Here is a 17,371-nt window from a genome sequence, read left to right as displayed (position 1 = left end):
ACTGCAACGTCGTCAGGTCGTCATCATCGGTGCCGGTCCCTCCGGCGCCATTGCCGGTGCACTGCTCAAGCGCAAGGGTCACGATGTGCTGGTGATCGAACGCCAGCACTTCCCAAGGTTTTCAATTGGCGAAAGCCTGCTCTGCCATTGCCTGGATTTCGTCGAGGAAGCTGGCATGCTCGACGCGGTCAACGCCGCCGGATTCCAGCTGAAAAATGGCGCTGCCTTCGCCTGGGGCGAGCGCTACAGCGCCTTCGATTTTGGCGACACCTTCACCGCCGGCAAACCGACCACCTTCCAGGTACAGCGTGCTGACTTTGACAAGCTGCTGGCTGATCAGGCCGCCCTGCAGGGTGTGGAAATCCGCTACGGCGAGAGCATCGTCAGCGTCGACTTCGAGCGGCCGCAACCGCGTCTGATCGTCCAGCGCGAAGATGCCAGCCAGTACGTGCTGGAGGCCGCCTTCGTCCTCGACGCCAGCGGCTACGGTCGGGTCCTGCCGCGCCTGCTGGACCTTGAACTACCCTCGAATTTCCCGCCGCGCCAGGCGGTGTTTACCCATGTCCAGGACCAGATCGACAGCCCAACGTTCGACCGCGAAAAGATCCTCATCACCACCCACCCGACCCAGCGCGATATCTGGTTCTGGACCATCCCCTTCAGCAACGGTCGTTGCTCGGTGGGCGTGGTGGCGGCGGCGGAACACTTCGCTGGCCGCACGGACGACCTCGACGCCTGCCTGCAAGGCTTCATCGCCGAAACCCCAAGCCTGGCCGGCGCTCTGGAGAACGCCGTATGGGACACCGAGGCCAGGACCATCGGCGGCTACTCGGCCAACGTCAAAACCCTGCACGGACCCGGCTTCGCCTTGCTGGGCAATGCTGCGGAGTTTCTCGACCCGGTGTTTTCCTCCGGCGTGACCATTGCCATGCGCTCGGCGAGCATGGCCGCCGCCGTCCTCGATCGCCAACTGCAAGGCCAGAGTGTCGATTGGCAGAGCGAGTTCGCCGAGCCCTTGAAGCGCGGCGTCGATACCTTCCGTTGCTATGTCGAAGGCTGGTACAACGGAACCTTCCAGGACGTGATCTACCATGAGGGCGGCACCGTGGAGATCCGCCGCATGATCAGCTCGATCCTCGCCGGCTACGCCTGGGATGAGCGCAACCCGTTTGTCAGCGAAGCGCGCCGTCGATTGAAGATGATTTCGCAAATCTGTGCCCGGGACGCCACATGAACCTGATTCGTCTGATGCTGCTGTCCTGTGCCCTGCTGCTGAGTGCCTGCGCCAGTCGCGCGCCGTTGCCCGCCGCGCAACCGACCCTCGCCCTGCCGTTACAACTGCACATCGAGCAGACCGTCGACCAGCAACGCCAGGATTGGGTGTTGGTGGTTCAGCAGGAAGGCAGCGGTATTCGCTGGTCGATGATGGACCTGCTGGGCATTCCCCAGGCGCGACAGATCCTGCAGGACGGTGAATGGCAGGCTGACGGCCTGCTGCCGCCCAATCCCGAGGCCAGGGAGCTGTTCGCCGCCTTGCTGTTCGCCTTGACCCCAACAGCTGAACTGTCGGCCAACTACCCCGTCGCCTGGCAGCATGGCGCACAACGCGCGCTTCCGGAACGCTGGGACGTGCGCTACCAGCAACCGCTGAACTTTGAACTGAGGCTGATGAAGGGGCCGAAGTATCAGGTCACGCCGCTCAGTGGAGACATGCCATGACCGCCTACCTCAACGCCCTCGGGCTGGTCTGCAGCCTCGGTCGTGGCAAACGCCAGGTCGCCGAGCGCCTGTTTGCCGGGGACGACTCGGGCATGCGTGCAGCATCCGGCTGGGTGCCCGAGCGTTCGCTGCCGGTGGGCGCGGTCCAGGGCGAGCTGCCACCGATCCCCGCTGAACTGAGCCGCCACGCCAGCCGCAATAACCAGCTGCTGCTGGAGGCGGCGTTGCAGATTCGTGTCGAGATCGAACAGGCTATCCACACCTACGGTCGCGAGCGCATTGCCGTAGTGCTGGGCACCAGCACCTCGGGGATCCATGAGGCCAGTGAAAGCCTGGGGACGTACCTGCAAGCCGGGCAGTTCCCCGCTGATTATGACTATCGGCAGCAGGAGCTTGGCGCGCCAGCCGACTTTCTCGCCGACTGGCTACAGATCAGCGGCCCGGCCTACGTGATTTCCACCGCCTGCACCTCCAGCGCCCGTGCGTTGATGAGCGCCCAGCGCCTGCTCGACCTGGGCCTGTGCGACGCAGTGCTGTGCGGCGGCGTCGACAGCCTGTGCAAGCTGACGCTCAACGGCTTTTCGGCACTGGAAGCGGTGTCCGGGCAACGCTGCAATCCGTTCTCGGTCAACCGCAACGGCATCAACATCGGCGAGGCAGCGGTGCTGTTCCTGATGACCCGCTCTGCCCATGCACCCGCCATCGCCTTGTTGGGTGGCGGCGCCAGCTCTGATGCACACCATATTTCCGCACCGGAACCCGCTGGCCGTGGCGCGCTGCAAGCCATGCACAAAGCCCTGGCCCGCGCCGGCCTGCAAGCCGGGCAAATCAGCTACCTGAACCTGCACGGCACTGCCACCCAGCACAATGACGCCATGGAAAGCCGCGCCGTTGCCAGCCTGTTTCCCGAGGGCCTGCCCTGCTCCTCGACCAAGCCCCTGACCGGCCATACCCTCGGTGCAGCCGGCGCCCTGGAAGCTGCGTTTTGCTGGCTAAGCCTGAGCCCGGACAACCCCGACAACCGCCTGGCGCCGCACCTCTGGGATGGCCAGGCCGATCCCGAACTGCCAGCGCTGCACTGGGTGACCCCGCAAGATCGCCTGGCGTCCACAGCTGCGCGCTACCTGATGAGTAATTCCTTCGCCTTCGGTGGCAACAACGTCAGCCTGATTATCGGAGACGCACCATGATTGACTGGCCGCTCGCCGAACTGCTGCCCCACGCCGGCGACATGATTCTCATCGACCAGGTACTGGCCTTTGACGAAGAACAGATCCACACCCGCATGACGGTCAAGCCCGGCGGTTTGTTCAGCCGCGAGGACGGCAGCCTGCCGGCCTGGGTCGGCATTGAGCTGATGGCCCAGACCGTCGCCGCTTTTGCCGGCTGCCGGGCCCGCGAGGAAGGCCGCGCGGTGGAACTCGGGTTCCTGCTTGGCAGTCGAAAATTCGAATGCAACGTCGATCACTTCCCGGTGGGGACCGAACTCACCCTGCATGGCCGGCGATCGCTTGAGGATGACAACGGCATGGGCGTGTTCGAATGCCATATCGATGCGCCGGGCATCCACGCCAGCGCCCGCTTGAATGTGTTCAAGCCGCCCAAGGCGGCTCACTATCTCGATCCACCCAGAGAGTCCCGCGATGACTGAATCCGTACTGGTCACCGGCTCCAGCCGTGGCATCGGCCGCGCCATTGCCTTGCGCCTGGCGCAGGCCGGGCATGACATTGTCGTGCATTGCCGCAGCGGCCTGGCAGAAGCCAGCGCAGTGCAGGCCGAGATCGAAGCCCTGGGCCGCAACGCTCGGGTGCTGCAATTCGACGTGTCCGATCGCGCCGCCTGCAAGACTGCGCTGGAAGCCGATGTCGAGGCCCATGGCGCCTACTATGGCGTGGTGCTCAATGCCGGACTGACCCGCGACGGCGCATTCCCCGCACTGAGCGAGGACGATTGGGACGTTGTGCTGCGCACCAACCTCGACGGTTTCTACAACGTGCTGCACCCGGTCATGATGCCGATGATCCGCCGCCGCGCAGCGGGACGAATCGTCTGCATCACCTCGGTCTCCGGACTGATCGGCAATCGCGGCCAGGTCAACTACAGCGCCTCCAAGGCCGGCCTGATCGGCGCGGCAAAAGCGTTGGCGATCGAATTGGCCAAGCGCAAAATAACCGTTAACTGTGTCGCACCCGGCTTGATCGACACGGCCATGCTCGACGACAACGTGCCGGTGGAAGAACTGATGAAAATGATCCCCGCACAACGCATGGGCACCCCGGAAGAGGTGGCCGGCGCGGTGAATTTCCTGATGTCGGCGGAAGCCTCGTACATCACCCGGCAAGTGCTGGCCGTCAATGGAGGGCTGTGCTGATGAAGCGCGTCGTCGTCACCGGCATGGCCGGCATCACCTCCCTGGGCAGCGACTGGGCAACCATCTCCGGGCATTTCAAGGCCAACCATAGCGGCATCCGCCGAATGCACGAGTGGGATCGCTTCACCGAACTGAACACCCGCCTGGCCGGACCGATCGATGATTTTCAGGTGCCCGGACACTGGACCCGCAAACAGCTGCGCAGCATGGGCCGGGTGTCGCGGCTGGCTGTGGGTGCGGCTGAGCGCGCGCTCGCCGATGCCGGCTTGCTCGGCGACGAGTCGATCAAGGACGGGCGCATGGGCGTCGCTTGCGGCTCGTCCACCGGCAGCACCGACGAGATCAAGGCCTTCGGCAACATGCTGCTGAACTCGGTGGCAGAAGGACTCAACGCCAACTCCTACGTGCGCATGATGCCCCACACCACGGCGGCCAATATCAGCATCTTCTTCGGCCTGACCGGTCGCCTGATCCCCACCTCCAGCGCCTGCACCAGCGGCAGCCAGGGCATCGGCTACGCCTACGAAGCCATCAAGTTCGGCCGCCTGCCGCTGATGCTCGCCGGCGGCGCCGAAGAACTGTGCCCGACCGAGGCGATGGTGTTCGACGCGCTCTACGCCACCAGCCTGAAAAACGACGCACCGCAAACCAGCCCACGGCCCTACGACAGCGCCCGCGACGGCCTGGTGATCGGCGAAGGCGCCGGCATGCTGGTGCTCGAAGAACTCGAACACGCCCTGGCCCGAGGCGCCCATATCCACGCGGAAATCGTCGGCTTCGGCAGCAACGCCGACGGCCAGCACACCACCCGTCCCGAACAGGCCACCATGCGCCGGGCGATGGAACTGGCGCTCGAGGATGCCGACCTGCAACCCGCGGCAATCGGTTACGTCAACGGCCACGGCACCGCCACCGAACAGGGCGACATTGCCGAAACCCAGGCCACCAGCAGCCTGTTCGGCAGCCACATGCCCATCAGCTCGCAGAAAAGCTTCCTCGGCCACACACTCGGCGCCTGTGGCGCACTGGAGTCGTGGTTCAGCATCGAAATGCTCAATCGCGACGACTACGCCCACACCTTCAACCTCGACCACATCGACCCCCAATGCGGCGCCCTGGACTACCTGCGTGGCGAATTCCGGCAGATGAGCAATCGGTATGTGATGAACAATAATTTTGCGTTTGGTGGGGTGAATACGTCGTTGGTTTTTCGGCGGTGGTTGTGATGTTGATCTGGTTGCCAGCGAAAGCGCTGTAACAGTCGAGATCAAGGTCGCCTGATCATCCGCTATCGCCGGCAGCCGGCTCCCACAGGTCCACCTACACCCTGCTCGTCAGCAACTCGACAAACGCTCGCGCCATCGGCGATTTCTGGTCTTTGCGCTGGACTAGCCACACCGCCGTCTCCGCCGCCGGGTCGAGCAAGGGGCGGTAGACCACGCCGTCGATGCGCATGCGTTGGTAGGACGCCGGTAGTACCGAGACGCCCAGGCCCGCCGCCACCAGGCCGATGATGGTCATGGCTTCTCCGGCTTCCTGGGCGAAATGCGGGCTGAAGCCGGCGTCGCGGGCCAGGCTCAGCAGTTGCGCGTACAGACCGCTGCCGTAGCTGCGCGGGAAAAACACGAAAGGCTCATGGGCCAGAGCCGAGAGGAACAAGCCTTCCTCGCTGCCCAGCGACAGCGGATCCTTGGAGCTGAGGACCGCCACCAGTGGTTCACGGTTGAGCTCGACTACCTGCAGCGAATCCGGCAACGGCAGGGGGCGCATGATGCCGATCTGGATTGACTCGTCCACCAGCGCATCGGCCACCTGGGTGCTGCTCATTTCCCGCAGGTTCAGATGCACTGCCGGGAAGCGCTGGCGAAAGCCGAAGATCGCTTGCGGAATGGTCGAGTTGAAGGGCGCCGACGAGGTGAAGCCGATTTTCAGTTCGCCCAGCTCACCGAGTTGCGCCCGTCGCGCGACGTCCGCCGCCTTGTCGACTTGCGCCAGCACCAGCCGCGCCTCCTCGAGAAACAAACGCCCCGCCTCGCTGAGCTCGACCCGACGATTGGTACGCTCGAACAGACGCGCGCCCACTTCCTGCTCCAGCACCTGGATCTGCTGGCTCAGCGGCGGCTGAGAGATGCCCAGTGCCTGTGCGGCGCGGCCAAAATGCAGTTCTTCGGCGACGGCGATGAAGTAGCGCAGATGACGCAATTCCATGGGATTTCCATTAGGTCGTGAAAGCTATCAAACAGGTCGAACAATATATTGGATAGAAACATTAGCCGGCTATATGCTTTTTCCATTGCCTGCTGTGCCCTGTACTCCCGAGGTCCCCGTGAAAACTGTTGCTGCGCCACTCGCCCATGATCTCCCCCCCACCGCGCTGGACGATCAACTCAATTCGCTGAACGAGATCTACATCGAAAAAGGCACGCCGATGTTCCTGCGCACGGTGCTGGCGCTGTTCTGCGGCGGCTTCGCGACCTTCGCCCTGCTGTACTGCGTGCAGCCGATGATGCCGATGTTCTCCCAGGAGTTTTCGATCAATGCGGCGCAGAGCAGCCTGATCCTTTCGGTCTCCACCGGCATGCTCGCCATCGGCCTGCTGATCACCGGCCCCATCTCCGACCGCATCGGGCGCAAGCCGGTGATGGTCGCCGCGTTGTTCGCCGCTGCCCTTTGCACCCTGGCCAGCGCGCTGATGCCGACCTGGGAAGGCATTCTGCTGATGCGCGCCCTGACCGGCCTGTCCCTGAGCGGGCTGGCGGCGGTGGCCATGACTTACCTGAGCGAAGAAATTCATCCACAACACATCGGCCTGGCGATGGGCCTGTACATCGGCGGCAATGCCATTGGCGGGATGAGCGGACGATTGATCGTCGGGGTGCTGATCGACTTCGTCAGTTGGCACACCGCGATGCTGGTGATCGGCGGTCTGGCCCTGATCGCCGCCGCGCTGTTCTGGAAAGTCCTACCCGAGTCGCGCAACTTCCGCTCACGTTCCCTGCACCCGCGCAGCCTGCTGGACGGCTTCACCATGCACTTTCGCGACGCCGGCCTGCCGCTGCTGTTCCTTGAGGCCTTTGTGCTGATGGGCGCCTTCGTCACCCTGTTCAACTACATCGGCTACCGCCTGCTGGCCGCGCCTTACCACATGGACCAGGCCTTCGTCGGGCTGCTGTCGGTGGTGTACCTGTCGGGGATCTACAGTTCGGCGAAAATCGGCTCGCTGGCGGACCGCCTGGGACGCCGTAAAGTGCTGTGGGGCACTATTGTGCTGATGCTCGCCGGTCTCGCGGTGACCATGCTCAGCCCGCTGCCGCTGGTGATTCTCGGCATGCTGATCTTCACCTTCGGCTTCTTCGGCGCACATTCGGTCGCCAGCAGCTGGATCGGCCGCCGCGCCACCAAAGCCAAGGGCCAGGCATCGTCGCTGTACCTGTTCAGCTACTACGCCGGGGGAAGCATCGCCGGCACGGTGGGCGGCGTGTTCTGGCACCAGGGCGGCTGGAACGGCATCGGGTTGTTCATCGGCACGCTGCTGGTGATTGCACTGCTGGTCGCATTGAAGCTGGCGAAGTTGCCGACCCTGGCAGAGAGCGCCAAGTCCTGACGCAAAAAAGGGCCGCATGGCGGCCCTTGGGGAGAAACACGGTCTTAGTTGAGAATTTCCACCCGATCGACATCGATCTCACGCTTGAGCAGGCCCTTTTCCACTTCACCGGTCAGCTTGACCCGGGTTTTGTCGTTGAAGGCGACCGCCGGTAGGTCCTCATCATCGATTTCAACGGTGACCGTACCGCTGGAATCCTTGAACTCGTATTTGTCGTCGTTGTTCAGCTTCTTCACCACAAAGCCCTGCAGGACGACAGGCGTGTCGTCAGCCGCTTCGTTGGCCGCGGCCACAGTGGTGATGGGCTCGGCACCCGGCCCGGTGTAACCGGCAGCCAGGACCGCGGTGCTGAACAGGGGGGCAACGAGCAGAGCGAGGTAGTGTGCTTTCATGGCGATGGTTCCATCTGGATTTCGATGGACTCAGCGTAAACAGGCTCGCTGAATTGAAACTTAATCTGCGTGCAAAAAAACGCCCGGCATTTGCCGGGCGTTTTTTATCGGGTCACGATCACTCGTGATACTGCGCCGACAACTCGTGCACCGCACGCAGGAAGGCACCGGCGTGTTCCGGATCGACTTCCGGGGTGATGCCGTGGCCGAGGTTGAACACGTGGCCGCTGCCTTTGCCGTAGCTGGCGAGGATCCGCCCGACTTCGCTGCGAATGGTTTCTGGCTTGGCGTACAGCACGGTCGGGTCCATGTTGCCTTGCAGGGCGACTTTGCTGCCGACGCGCTCGCGGGCGCTGCCAATGTCGCAAGTCCAGTCCAGGCCCAGTGCATCTGCACCGGCATCGGCGATGCTTTCCAGCCACAGGCCACCGCCCTTGGTGAACAGGATCACCGGCACCTTGCGCCCTTCGTGCTCACGAATCAGGCCGCTGACGATTTTCTTCATGTAGGCCAGGGAGAACTCCTGGTAGGCCGCCGCCGACAGGCTACCGCCCCAGCTGTCGAAGATCTGCACCGCTTGCGCGCCCGCCATAATCTGGCCGTTGAGGTAGCTGGTGACGGTCTGGGCCAGCTTGTCCAGCAACAGGTGCAGGGCCTGCGGGTTGTCGTAGAGCATGGTTTTGGTCTTGCGGTAGTCTTTCGACGAGCCGCCTTCGACCATGTAGGTGGCCAGGGTCCACGGGCTGCCGGCAAAACCGATCAGCGGCACACGGCCATTCAGTTCGCGACGGATGGTGCTGACTGCGTCCATCACGTAGCCGAGGTCTTTGTGCGGATCAGGAATGGGCAGAGCTTCGATGTCGGCCAGGGTGCTGACGACTTTCTTGAAGCGCGGACCTTCACCGGTTTCGAAGTACAGGCCCTGGCCCATGGCATCGGGGATGGTCAGAATATCGGAAAACAGGATCGCCGCATCCAGCTGTGGATAACGGTCGAGCGGCTGCAACGTGACTTCGCAAGCGAACGATGGGTTCATGCACAGGCTCATGAAGTCACCGGCCTTGGCGCGGCTGGCGCGGTATTCAGGCAGGTAGCGACCGGCCTGACGCATCATCCACACGGGCGTGACGTCTACGGGTTGCTTGAGCAGGGCGCGAAGGAAACGGTCGTTCTTCAGGGCAGTCATGTCGGCATCCGGAAAAAAAGTGCGGGCATTTTCTCAGAGCCGGACGCAAAAGGCACGAATGCAGGTCAGCCTTTTGTCTATCGGGTCAATTTGTCGCAATGAAATACGGAGTTTAGCAACTCCGCGAAACAACTGTGGGAACGAGCCTGCTCGCGAAGGGGCCGGTACATCCAACATTGATGTTGGCTGACAGACCGCTTTCGCGAGCAGGCTCGCTCCCACATTTGATCCCATTTCAAATCGAAATCGGGTTTTATACGCCCAAGTAATCCAGGATCCCTTCGGCGGCATTGCGGCCTTCGAAGATCGCGGTTACCACCAGATCGGAACCGCGCACCATGTCGCCACCGGCGAAGATTTTCGGGTTGCTGGTCTGGTGCTTGTACTGACCTTGTTCCGGCGCCACGACGCGGCCCTGGCTGTCGGTCTGAATGCTGAACTGCTCGAACCACGGCGCCGGGCTTGGGCGGAAACCGAAGGCGATGACCACGGCGTCGGCCGGGATGATCTCTTCGGAACCCGGGATCGGCTCGGGGCTGCGACGGCCACGGGCGTCCGGCTCGCCGAGACGGGTCTCGACTACCTTCACGCCTTCGACCTTGTCTTCACCAACAATGGCGATCGGCTGGCGGTTGTAGAGGAACTTCACGCCTTCTTCCTTGGCGTTCTTCACCTCTTTGCGCGAGCCCGGCATGTTCGCTTCGTCACGACGGTAGGCGCAGGTCACCGACTTGGCGCCCTGGCGGATCGACGTACGGTTGCAGTCCATGGCCGTGTCGCCGCCGCCCAGCACCACAACCTTCTTGCCTTTCATGTCGACGAAATCTTCCGGCGACTTTTCAAAACCCAGGTTGCGATTGACGTTGGCGATCAGGAAGTCCAGCGCGTCGTATACGCCCGGCAGGTCCTCACCGGCAAAGCCGCCCTTCATGTAGGTGTAGGTGCCCATGCCCATGAACACGGCATCGTATTCCTCGAGCAGTTGCTCCATGGTCACGTCCTTGCCGACCTCAGTGTTGAGGCGGAATTCGATGCCCATGCCGCTGAAGACTTCGCGACGATTGCTCAGCACGGTCTTTTCCAGCTTGAACTCGGGGATGCCGAAGGTCAGCAGGCCACCGATTTCCGGGTTCTTGTCGAACACCACCGGGGTCACGCCACCGCGCACCAGTACGTCGGCACAGCCCAGGCCCGCCGGGCCCGCGCCAATGATCGCGACGCGCTTGCCGGTCGGCTTGACCTTGGACATGTCCGGACGCCAGCCCATGGCAAAGGCGGTATCGGTGATGTACTTCTCCACCGAACCAATGGTCACCGCGCCGAAACCGTCGTTGAGGGTACAGGCACCCTCGCACAGACGGTCCTGCGGGCACACCCGGCCGCAGACTTCCGGCAGGGTGTTGGTCTGGTGCGACAGTTCGGCGGCGGCGAGGATGTTGCCCTCGGCCACCAGCTTCAGCCAGTTGGGAATGAAGTTGTGCACCGGGCACTTCCATTCGCAATACGGGTTACCGCAACCCAGGCAGCGGTGGGCCTGGTCGGCCGACTGCTGGGGTTTGAACGGTTCGTAGATTTCCACGAACTCTTTCTTGCGTTGACGCAACAGTTTCTTCTTCGGATCCTTGCGCCCGACCTCGATGAACTGGAAGTCATTATTCAGACGTTCAGCCATTGTTAAAACCTCATCAAACTCTTCAGGCGCATATCACTGCGGGTTGGCACGGGTGCTGGAAAGCAACGACTTCAGGTTGGCAGCCTTCGGCTTGACCAGCCAGAAACGACGCAGGTAGTCATCAAGGTTCTCGGCGAGTTCACGACCCCACTCGCTATCGGTTTCCTCGACGTACTCGTTCAGCACGTTCTGCAGGTGGCTGCGATAGGCTTCCATCGCCTCGCCGCTGATCCGCTGGATTTCCACCAGTTCGTGGTTGACCCGGTCAACGAAGCTGTTGTCCTGGTCGAGCACATAGGCGAAACCGCCGGTCATGCCAGAGCCGAAGTTGTAACCGGTCTTGCCCAGGACGCAGACGAAACCACCGGTCATGTACTCGCAGCAGTGATCGCCAGTGCCTTCCACGACGGTGTGGGCACCGGAGTTACGCACGGCGAAACGCTCACCCGCAGTACCGGCGGCGAACAGCTTGCCGCCTGTGGCGCCGTACAGGCAGGTGTTGCCGATAATGGCACTGTCCTGCGTGCGGTAGACGCTACCTTTTGGCGGCACGATGACCAGCTTGCCGCCGGTCATGCCCTTGCCGACGTAGTCGTTGGCGTCGCCTTCCAGGTACATGTTCAGGCCGCCGGCGTTCCACACGCCGAAGCTCTGCCCGGCAGTGCCCTTGAAGCGGAAGGTGATTGGCGCATTGGCCATACCCTGGTTGCCGTGTTTGCGGGCGATTTCGCCGGAGATCCGCGCACCAATGGAACGGTCGCAGTTGCAGATATCCAGGGCGAATTCGGCGCCGCTCAGGTCATTGATCGCCGAAGTGGCCATATCGACCATCTTCTCGGCCAGCAGGCCCTTGTCGAACGGCGGGTTGCGATCGACTTGGCAGAACTGCGGCTTGTCGGCCGGAACGTGATCGCTGCCGAGCAATGGCGTCAGATCCAGGTGGTGCTGCTTGGCAGTCTGGCCTTCGAGGATTTCCAGCAGATCGGTACGGCCGATCAGTTCCTCGAGGGAGCGCACGCCCAGCTTGGCCAGCCACTCACGAGTTTCCTCGGCGACGTAGGTGAAGAAGTTCACCACCATGTCGACGGTGCCGATGTAGTGATCCTTGCGCAGCTTCTCGTTCTGCGTTGCCACGCCGGTGGCGCAGTTGTTCAGGTGGCAGATACGCAGGTATTTGCAGCCCAGGGCGATCATTGGCGCGGTGCCGAAGCCGAAGCTTTCAGCGCCGAGGATGGCCGCTTTGATCACGTCGAGGCCGGTTTTCAGGCCACCGTCGGTTTGTACCCGGACTTTGCCGCGCAGGTCGTTGCCGCGCAGGGTCTGGTGGGTTTCGGCCAGGCCGAGTTCCCACGGCGCACCGGCGTACTTGATCGAGGTCAGCGGCGATGCACCGGTGCCGCCGTCGTAGCCGGAGATGGTGATCAGGTCAGCATAGGCCTTGGCCACACCGGCGGCGATGGTGCCGACGCCCGCTTCTGCCACCAGTTTCACCGAGACCAGCGCCTTCGGGTTGACCTGTTTCAGGTCGAAAATCAGCTGCGACAAGTCTTCGATCGAGTAGATGTCGTGGTGCGGTGGCGGCGAAATCAGAGTCACGCCCGGCACGGCATAACGCAGTTTGGCGATCAGACCGTTGACCTTGCCGCCTGGCAATTGACCACCCTCGCCCGGCTTGGCGCCCTGGGCGACCTTGATCTGCAGCACTTCGGCGTTAACCAGGTATTCCGGGGTTACACCGAAACGGCCGGTGGCCACCTGCTTGATTTTCGAGCTCTTGATGGTGCCGTAGCGCGCCGGGTCTTCACCACCTTCACCGGAGTTAGAACGCGCCCCCAGGCGGTTCATGGCTTCGGCCAGGGCTTCGTGAGCTTCCGGCGACAGTGCGCCCAGCGAGATACCGGCGGAGTCAAAGCGCTTGAGCACCGACTCCAGCGGCTCGACTTCGCTGAGGTCCAGCGGCGTATCGAGGGTCTTGACCTTGAACAGGTCGCGGATCATCGACACCGGACGGTTGTCCACCAGCGTCGTGTATTCCTTGAACTTGCTGTAGTCGCCCTGCTGCACAGCGGCTTGCAGGGTGTTGACCACGTCCGGGTTGTAGGCGTGGTATTCGCCACCGTGGACGAACTTCAGCAGGCCGCCTTGCTGGATCGGCTTGCGCGGGCTCCAGGCTTCAACGGCCAGGGCTTTCTGCTCGGCTTCGATGTCGACGAAACGTGCACCCTTGATGCGGCTTGGCACGCCACGGAAGCTCAGGTCGCAGACTTCCTGGGACAGACCGATGGCCTCAAACAACTGTGCACCACGGTACGAAGCGATGGTCGAGATGCCCATCTTCGAGAGGATCTTCAACAGGCCCTTGGTGATGCCTTTACGGTAGTTCTTGAACACCTCATAGAGGTCGCCCAGCACTTCACCGGTACGGATCAGGTCACCCAGCACTTCGTAGGCCAGGAACGGATAGACCGCCGACGCACCGAAGCCGATCAACACTGCGAAGTGGTGAGGATCGCGCGCGGTGGCGGTCTCGACCAGGATGTTGGAGTCGCAACGCAGGCCTTTTTCCGTCAGACGGTGGTGCACCGCGCCGGTGGCCAACGAAGCGTGGACCGGCAGTTTGCCGGGCGCAATGTGGCGGTCGCTCAGGACGATCTGAGTCCGACCGGCACGCACGGCCTCTTCGGCCTGGTCAGCGATGTTGCGCACCGCAGCTTCAAGGCCCAGGGCCTCGTCGTAGTTGAGGTCGATGACCTGGCGTTCAAAGCCCGGGCGATCGAGGTTCATCAGCGAGCGCCACTTGGCCGGCGAGATTACCGGCGAGCTGAGGATCACGCGCGAGGCATGCTCCGGCGACTCCTGGAAGATGTTGCGCTCGGCACCGAGGCAGATCTCCAGCGACATGACGATGGCTTCACGCAGCGGGTCGATCGGCGGGTTGGTCACCTGCGCGAACTGCTGGCGGAAGTAGTCGTACGGAGTGCGCACGCGCTGGGACAGCACGGCCATCGGCGTATCGTCGCCCATCGAGCCCACGGCTTCGTAGCCTTGCTCGCCCAATGGACGCAGTACTTGGTCACGCTCCTCGAAGGTGACCTGGTACATCTTCATATATTGCTTGAGCTGATCGACGTCGTAGAACGCCGAGCCGTGGTCGTTGTCTTCCATGGTCGCCTGGATACGCAGGGCATTCTTGCGCAGCCATTGCTTGTACGGATGACGGGACTTCAGGCGGTTGTCGATCGCGTCAGTGTCGAGGATCTGCCCGGTTTCAGTGTCCACGGCAAAGATCTGCCCCGGACCAACGCGGCCCTTGGCAATCACGTCTTCAGGCTGGTAGTTCCAGACGCCGATTTCCGAGGCCAGGGTGATGAAGCCGTTCTTGGTGGTGACCCAGCGTGCCGGACGCAGACCGTTACGGTCGAGCAGGCACACCGCGTAGCGACCATCGGTCATGACCACGCCGGCCGGGCCGTCCCACGGCTCCATGTGCATCGAGTTGTATTCGTAGAACGCACGCAGGTCCGGGTCCATGGTCTCGACGTTCTGCCACGCTGGCGGAATGATCATCCGCACGCCACGAAACAGGTCGATACCGCCGGTGACCATCAGCTCCAGCATGTTGTCCATGCTCGAGGAGTCGGAACCCACGCGGTTAACCAGCGGGCCGAGTTCTTCCAGGTCCATCAAATCGTTGGTGAACTTGGTGCGACGGGCCTGGGCCCAGTTGCGGTTGCCGGTGATGGTGTTGATCTCGCCGTTGTGCGCCAGGAAGCGGAACGGTTGGGCCAACGGCCATTTCGGCAAAGTGTTGGTAGAGAAGCGCTGGTGGAACACGCAGATTGCGGTCTGCAGGCGCTGGTCGCTGAGGTCTGGATAGAAGGCGGTGAGGTCCGCCGGCATCATCAGGCCTTTGTAGATAATGGTCTTGTGGGAAAAGCTGCAGACGTAGTGGTCGGTGTCGGCGGCGTTGGCCACGGACGAGCGACGACGGGAGCTGAACAGCTTGATGGCCATGTCCTGATCGCTCAGGCCATCACCACCGATGAACACTTGCTCGATCTGCGGCAAACGCTCCAGGGCCAGGCGCCCGAGCACGCTGGTGTCGATTGGCACTTTGCGCCAGCCGATCAATTGCAGGCCCTCAGCCAGGATCTCGCGGTTCATGTTCTCGCGAGCAGCTTCGGCTTTCACCGGATCCTGGTTGAAAAACACCATGCCCACTGCATATTGCTTGGGCATTTCGACGCCGAAGGTTTCCTGGGCGATCGCTCGCAGGAACTGGTCCGGCTTCTGAATAAGCAGACCGCAACCGTCACCGGTCTTGCCGTCGGCGTTGATCCCACCACGGTGGGTCATGCAGGTCAGGGCCTCAATGGCCGTTTGCAAAAGGGTATGACTGGGCTCGCCCTGCATATGGGCTATCAGGCCGAAGCCGCAGTTATCCTTGAATTCATCTGGTTGGTACAGACCTGCTTTCATAGACACTTTCTCACCAGGCTGCCTCTTATCGAGGCAAATTTCTTTTCAATTCAACCACTTACCATCCACGCCGAACGAACGCCAGCTTTGCGGGGGCAAAAGGGAGGTCATTGTACACACCGACACAGACGCCCACAAATTTGACGACGAAATGTCGCAAATTCATGTCGCATTTATGAAAGGTTTAAAGCTATCTACTGTGCTAGTCAAAACTTTTTTCAATTTTGACCGCACGACTCAAAAACTACTGTGACGCAGACACCACAAGGCACGCGGCCTCCAGGGCAGCATGCCTTGTAGAAATTTTGAGGTGCCGGGAGAGGCGGCCTGGGTAAGGCCGCCGAATCTTCAGCGAGCTGTTGCCAGTTCCTGTTGGACGCTGGCGACAGAGCGAGGCCAAGGTTTACCAGCCTGAACCTTCGCTGGCAAGGCCTTGATGGCAGATACGGCCGCATCGCGATTGGCGAAGTTGCCATAGGTGATGACGTAAAGCGGCTTGCCGTTCAGGACTTTCTTGAAGTAACGGTACTCACCGCCCTGCTCCTTGACGAAGCTCTGTGCCGCCGCTTCGGAGCTGGTGCCGAGAATCTGCACGACGTAATTGCCAGGCTTCTGACCGGCGTACCAGGTGCCGCCAGCTGCCGCCGGTGTCGCTTTTGCGACAGTTGCCGGCTTCTCGACCGGTTTGGTCACCGGTGCAGGCTTAACCACAGGGGCTGGAGCTGGCTTGGCGACTGGCGCAGGGGCTGGTTTGGCAACGGCGACTTGCGTCGGGGCTGGAACAGGTTTGGCCGCCGGTGCTGGTGCCGGGCCAGCTGCAACGCCAGCAGGCGGGGCGATAGTGGTCACGGTCGGTGGCACCGAGCTGGACCCAGGCACCGAAACGCCATCGTCACCTTCGGTAATGCCACCGGCTTCCTCAGCCAATGGACCGCGCATGACCGGCTGCGATTGCCCGACCAACGGCAACGGCATGGGCTGGGTATTGCCGGCAAATTCGACCGACGGCGCAGCACCATTGGCACCCTGGCCCAGGGGCAATTGCGCCTGCTCGTTAGCCGGCGCACCGGTGGTTGGTGCTTTGCTGCGACCCGGCAAGAGCCAGGCGGCAGCCACCGCAACCACGACCACGGCAGATATCGCCAATACGTGTTTCTTCGGCATGTTGAACCCCATACTTGGACGCTTCACCGCAGAACGGCTGGCGATCATGGCTTCGATCATCGCATCGCGAGCCACCTGATTGATGTTTCCAGGCCAGCCCTCGGAGCTTTCGTGAATCTCAGAGATCTGATTTGCGGTGAAAAGTTCGATTCCACGGCCCGCACCCTCGAGACGCTGCCCGAGGTATTCCCGAGTCTCTTCTTCGGTGTAAGGCTGCAATTCGATAACGTGGAAACGCTCTTCTTCGGTGCTCAACTGATCCAGACCGGCGATCAGAGAAGGCTCGCCAAACAGGAACACATGGGGACGCCCTTCCGGCGCACCGGCAGCCAAGGCCAGCAAGACTTCCAGGGCCGACTCGTCGAGCTGCTCGGCATCGTCCACCAGCATGTAGACTTCCTGGCCGGTCAGTGCGAGCTGCACCACCTGCTTGAGAATTGCCCCCACCTCTGCGTCGGCAACGTCCAGTGCCTGCGCCACCTGCCGCAATACACCTGCCGCATCGCCGGCGCCACGGGCGGACACAACCACACTCTGCACCGACTGCTTGTTGGTGCTGGCAACCAGCGCCTGGCGCAGCAAAGTCTTGCCGCTGCCCAAGGGGCCGGTGACCACCAACAGCAACTGGCTGTAACGGGCCAGATGGTGCAACTGTCCGAGCACAGATTTGCGCTGGGCAGGGAAAAACTTGAAGCCAGGCACCCGCGGAGCGAAGGGGTCATGGTTCAGCTGGAAGTGGCCTAGGAACGCCTCGTCGGCATGCAAACTGGTCATCGGGATCTT

Annotated in this window: 13 protein-coding genes; 7 read left to right on the top strand and 6 right to left on the bottom strand. The window is 62.2% G+C overall.

The window, feature by feature from the left end; all coding sequences use genetic code 11:
• Nucleotide 1 precedes the first annotated feature (1 nt).
• Genes NR126_RS15125 through NR126_RS15100 form a run of 6 tightly spaced genes read left to right on the top strand, consistent with a single transcriptional unit; the run spans nucleotide 2 to nucleotide 5,317 of the window.
• A complete protein-coding gene (locus NR126_RS15125; protein WP_306218832.1) occupies nucleotides 2-1,234 on the top strand; it encodes an NAD(P)/FAD-dependent oxidoreductase in 1,233 nt (410 codons plus the stop codon).
• Nucleotides 1,231-1,719 (top strand): hypothetical protein, encoded by a 489-nt coding sequence (locus tag NR126_RS15120; protein WP_371321427.1) that lies wholly within the window; start codon nucleotides 1,231-1,233, stop codon nucleotides 1,717-1,719. The genes NR126_RS15125 and NR126_RS15120 overlap by 4 nt, the downstream gene beginning before the upstream one ends.
• Nucleotides 1,716-2,909, top strand: a complete 1,194-nt coding sequence (locus NR126_RS15115; protein WP_027617444.1) for a beta-ketoacyl-[acyl-carrier-protein] synthase family protein — start codon at nucleotides 1,716-1,718, stop codon at nucleotides 2,907-2,909. The genes NR126_RS15120 and NR126_RS15115 overlap by 4 nt, the downstream gene beginning before the upstream one ends.
• Nucleotides 2,906-3,370, top strand: a complete 465-nt coding sequence (locus NR126_RS15110; RefSeq protein WP_027617443.1) for a hotdog family protein — start codon at nucleotides 2,906-2,908, stop codon at nucleotides 3,368-3,370. The genes NR126_RS15115 and NR126_RS15110 overlap by 4 nt, the downstream gene beginning before the upstream one ends.
• The gene (gene fabG, locus NR126_RS15105; protein WP_027617442.1) at nucleotides 3,363-4,091 is read left to right on the top strand and encodes a 3-oxoacyl-ACP reductase FabG; all 729 of its coding nucleotides are present in this window, start codon (nucleotides 3,363-3,365) and stop codon (nucleotides 4,089-4,091) included. Before NR126_RS15110 ends, fabG begins: the two co-directional genes overlap by 8 nt.
• Nucleotides 4,091-5,317 carry a beta-ketoacyl-ACP synthase gene (locus tag NR126_RS15100; RefSeq protein ID WP_256830537.1) on the top strand — a complete coding sequence of 409 codons (1,227 nt, stop codon included), beginning with the start codon at nucleotides 4,091-4,093 and terminating at the stop codon, nucleotides 5,315-5,317. Before fabG ends, NR126_RS15100 begins: the two co-directional genes overlap by 1 nt.
• Nucleotides 5,318-5,411: 94 nt before the next feature.
• Here the strand turns inward: NR126_RS15100 and NR126_RS15095 are convergent, their stop codons facing one another.
• On the bottom strand, nucleotides 5,412-6,299 hold the full coding sequence (locus NR126_RS15095) for a LysR family transcriptional regulator (RefSeq protein ID WP_027617436.1): 888 nt from the start codon (nucleotides 6,297-6,299) through the stop codon (nucleotides 5,412-5,414).
• 118 nt (nucleotides 6,300-6,417) lie between these two features.
• Between NR126_RS15095 and NR126_RS15090 the strand changes: the two genes are divergently transcribed.
• The gene (locus tag NR126_RS15090) at nucleotides 6,418-7,695 is read left to right on the top strand and encodes an MFS transporter (RefSeq protein WP_027617435.1); all 1,278 of its coding nucleotides are present in this window, start codon (nucleotides 6,418-6,420) and stop codon (nucleotides 7,693-7,695) included.
• Between the two features lie 44 nt (nucleotides 7,696-7,739).
• Here the strand turns inward: NR126_RS15090 and NR126_RS15085 are convergent, their stop codons facing one another.
• The 5 genes from NR126_RS15085 to NR126_RS15065 all read right to left on the bottom strand — a co-directional run bounded on the left by NR126_RS15085 (nucleotide 7,740) and on the right by NR126_RS15065 (nucleotide 17,362).
• Nucleotides 7,740-8,087 (bottom strand): YgiW/YdeI family stress tolerance OB fold protein, encoded by a 348-nt coding sequence (locus NR126_RS15085; protein ID WP_027617434.1) that lies wholly within the window; start codon nucleotides 8,085-8,087, stop codon nucleotides 7,740-7,742.
• Nucleotides 8,088-8,205: 118 nt separating this feature from the next.
• Nucleotides 8,206-9,273 (bottom strand): uroporphyrinogen decarboxylase, encoded by a 1,068-nt coding sequence (gene hemE / locus NR126_RS15080; RefSeq protein ID WP_027617433.1) that lies wholly within the window; start codon nucleotides 9,271-9,273, stop codon nucleotides 8,206-8,208.
• Nucleotides 9,274-9,526: 253 nt separating this feature from the next.
• The gene (locus NR126_RS15075) at nucleotides 9,527-10,945 is read right to left on the bottom strand and encodes an FAD-dependent oxidoreductase (RefSeq protein ID WP_027617432.1); all 1,419 of its coding nucleotides are present in this window, start codon (nucleotides 10,943-10,945) and stop codon (nucleotides 9,527-9,529) included.
• Nucleotides 10,946-10,978: 33 nt separating this feature from the next.
• On the bottom strand, nucleotides 10,979-15,424 hold the full coding sequence (gene gltB, locus NR126_RS15070) for a glutamate synthase large subunit (RefSeq protein ID WP_027617431.1): 4,446 nt from the start codon (nucleotides 15,422-15,424) through the stop codon (nucleotides 10,979-10,981).
• A 348-nt stretch (nucleotides 15,425-15,772) separates the two neighbouring features.
• Nucleotides 15,773-17,362 (bottom strand): SPOR domain-containing protein, encoded by a 1,590-nt coding sequence (locus NR126_RS15065; protein ID WP_256830535.1) that lies wholly within the window; start codon nucleotides 17,360-17,362, stop codon nucleotides 15,773-15,775.
• Between the last annotated feature and the right edge of the window lie 9 nt (nucleotides 17,363-17,371).

This window comes from Pseudomonas sp. Pse1 (genome assembly GCF_024519635.1).
Classification (GTDB): domain Bacteria; phylum Pseudomonadota; class Gammaproteobacteria; order Pseudomonadales; family Pseudomonadaceae; genus Aquipseudomonas.
This window is presented reverse-complemented; position numbering and strand designations above follow the sequence as displayed.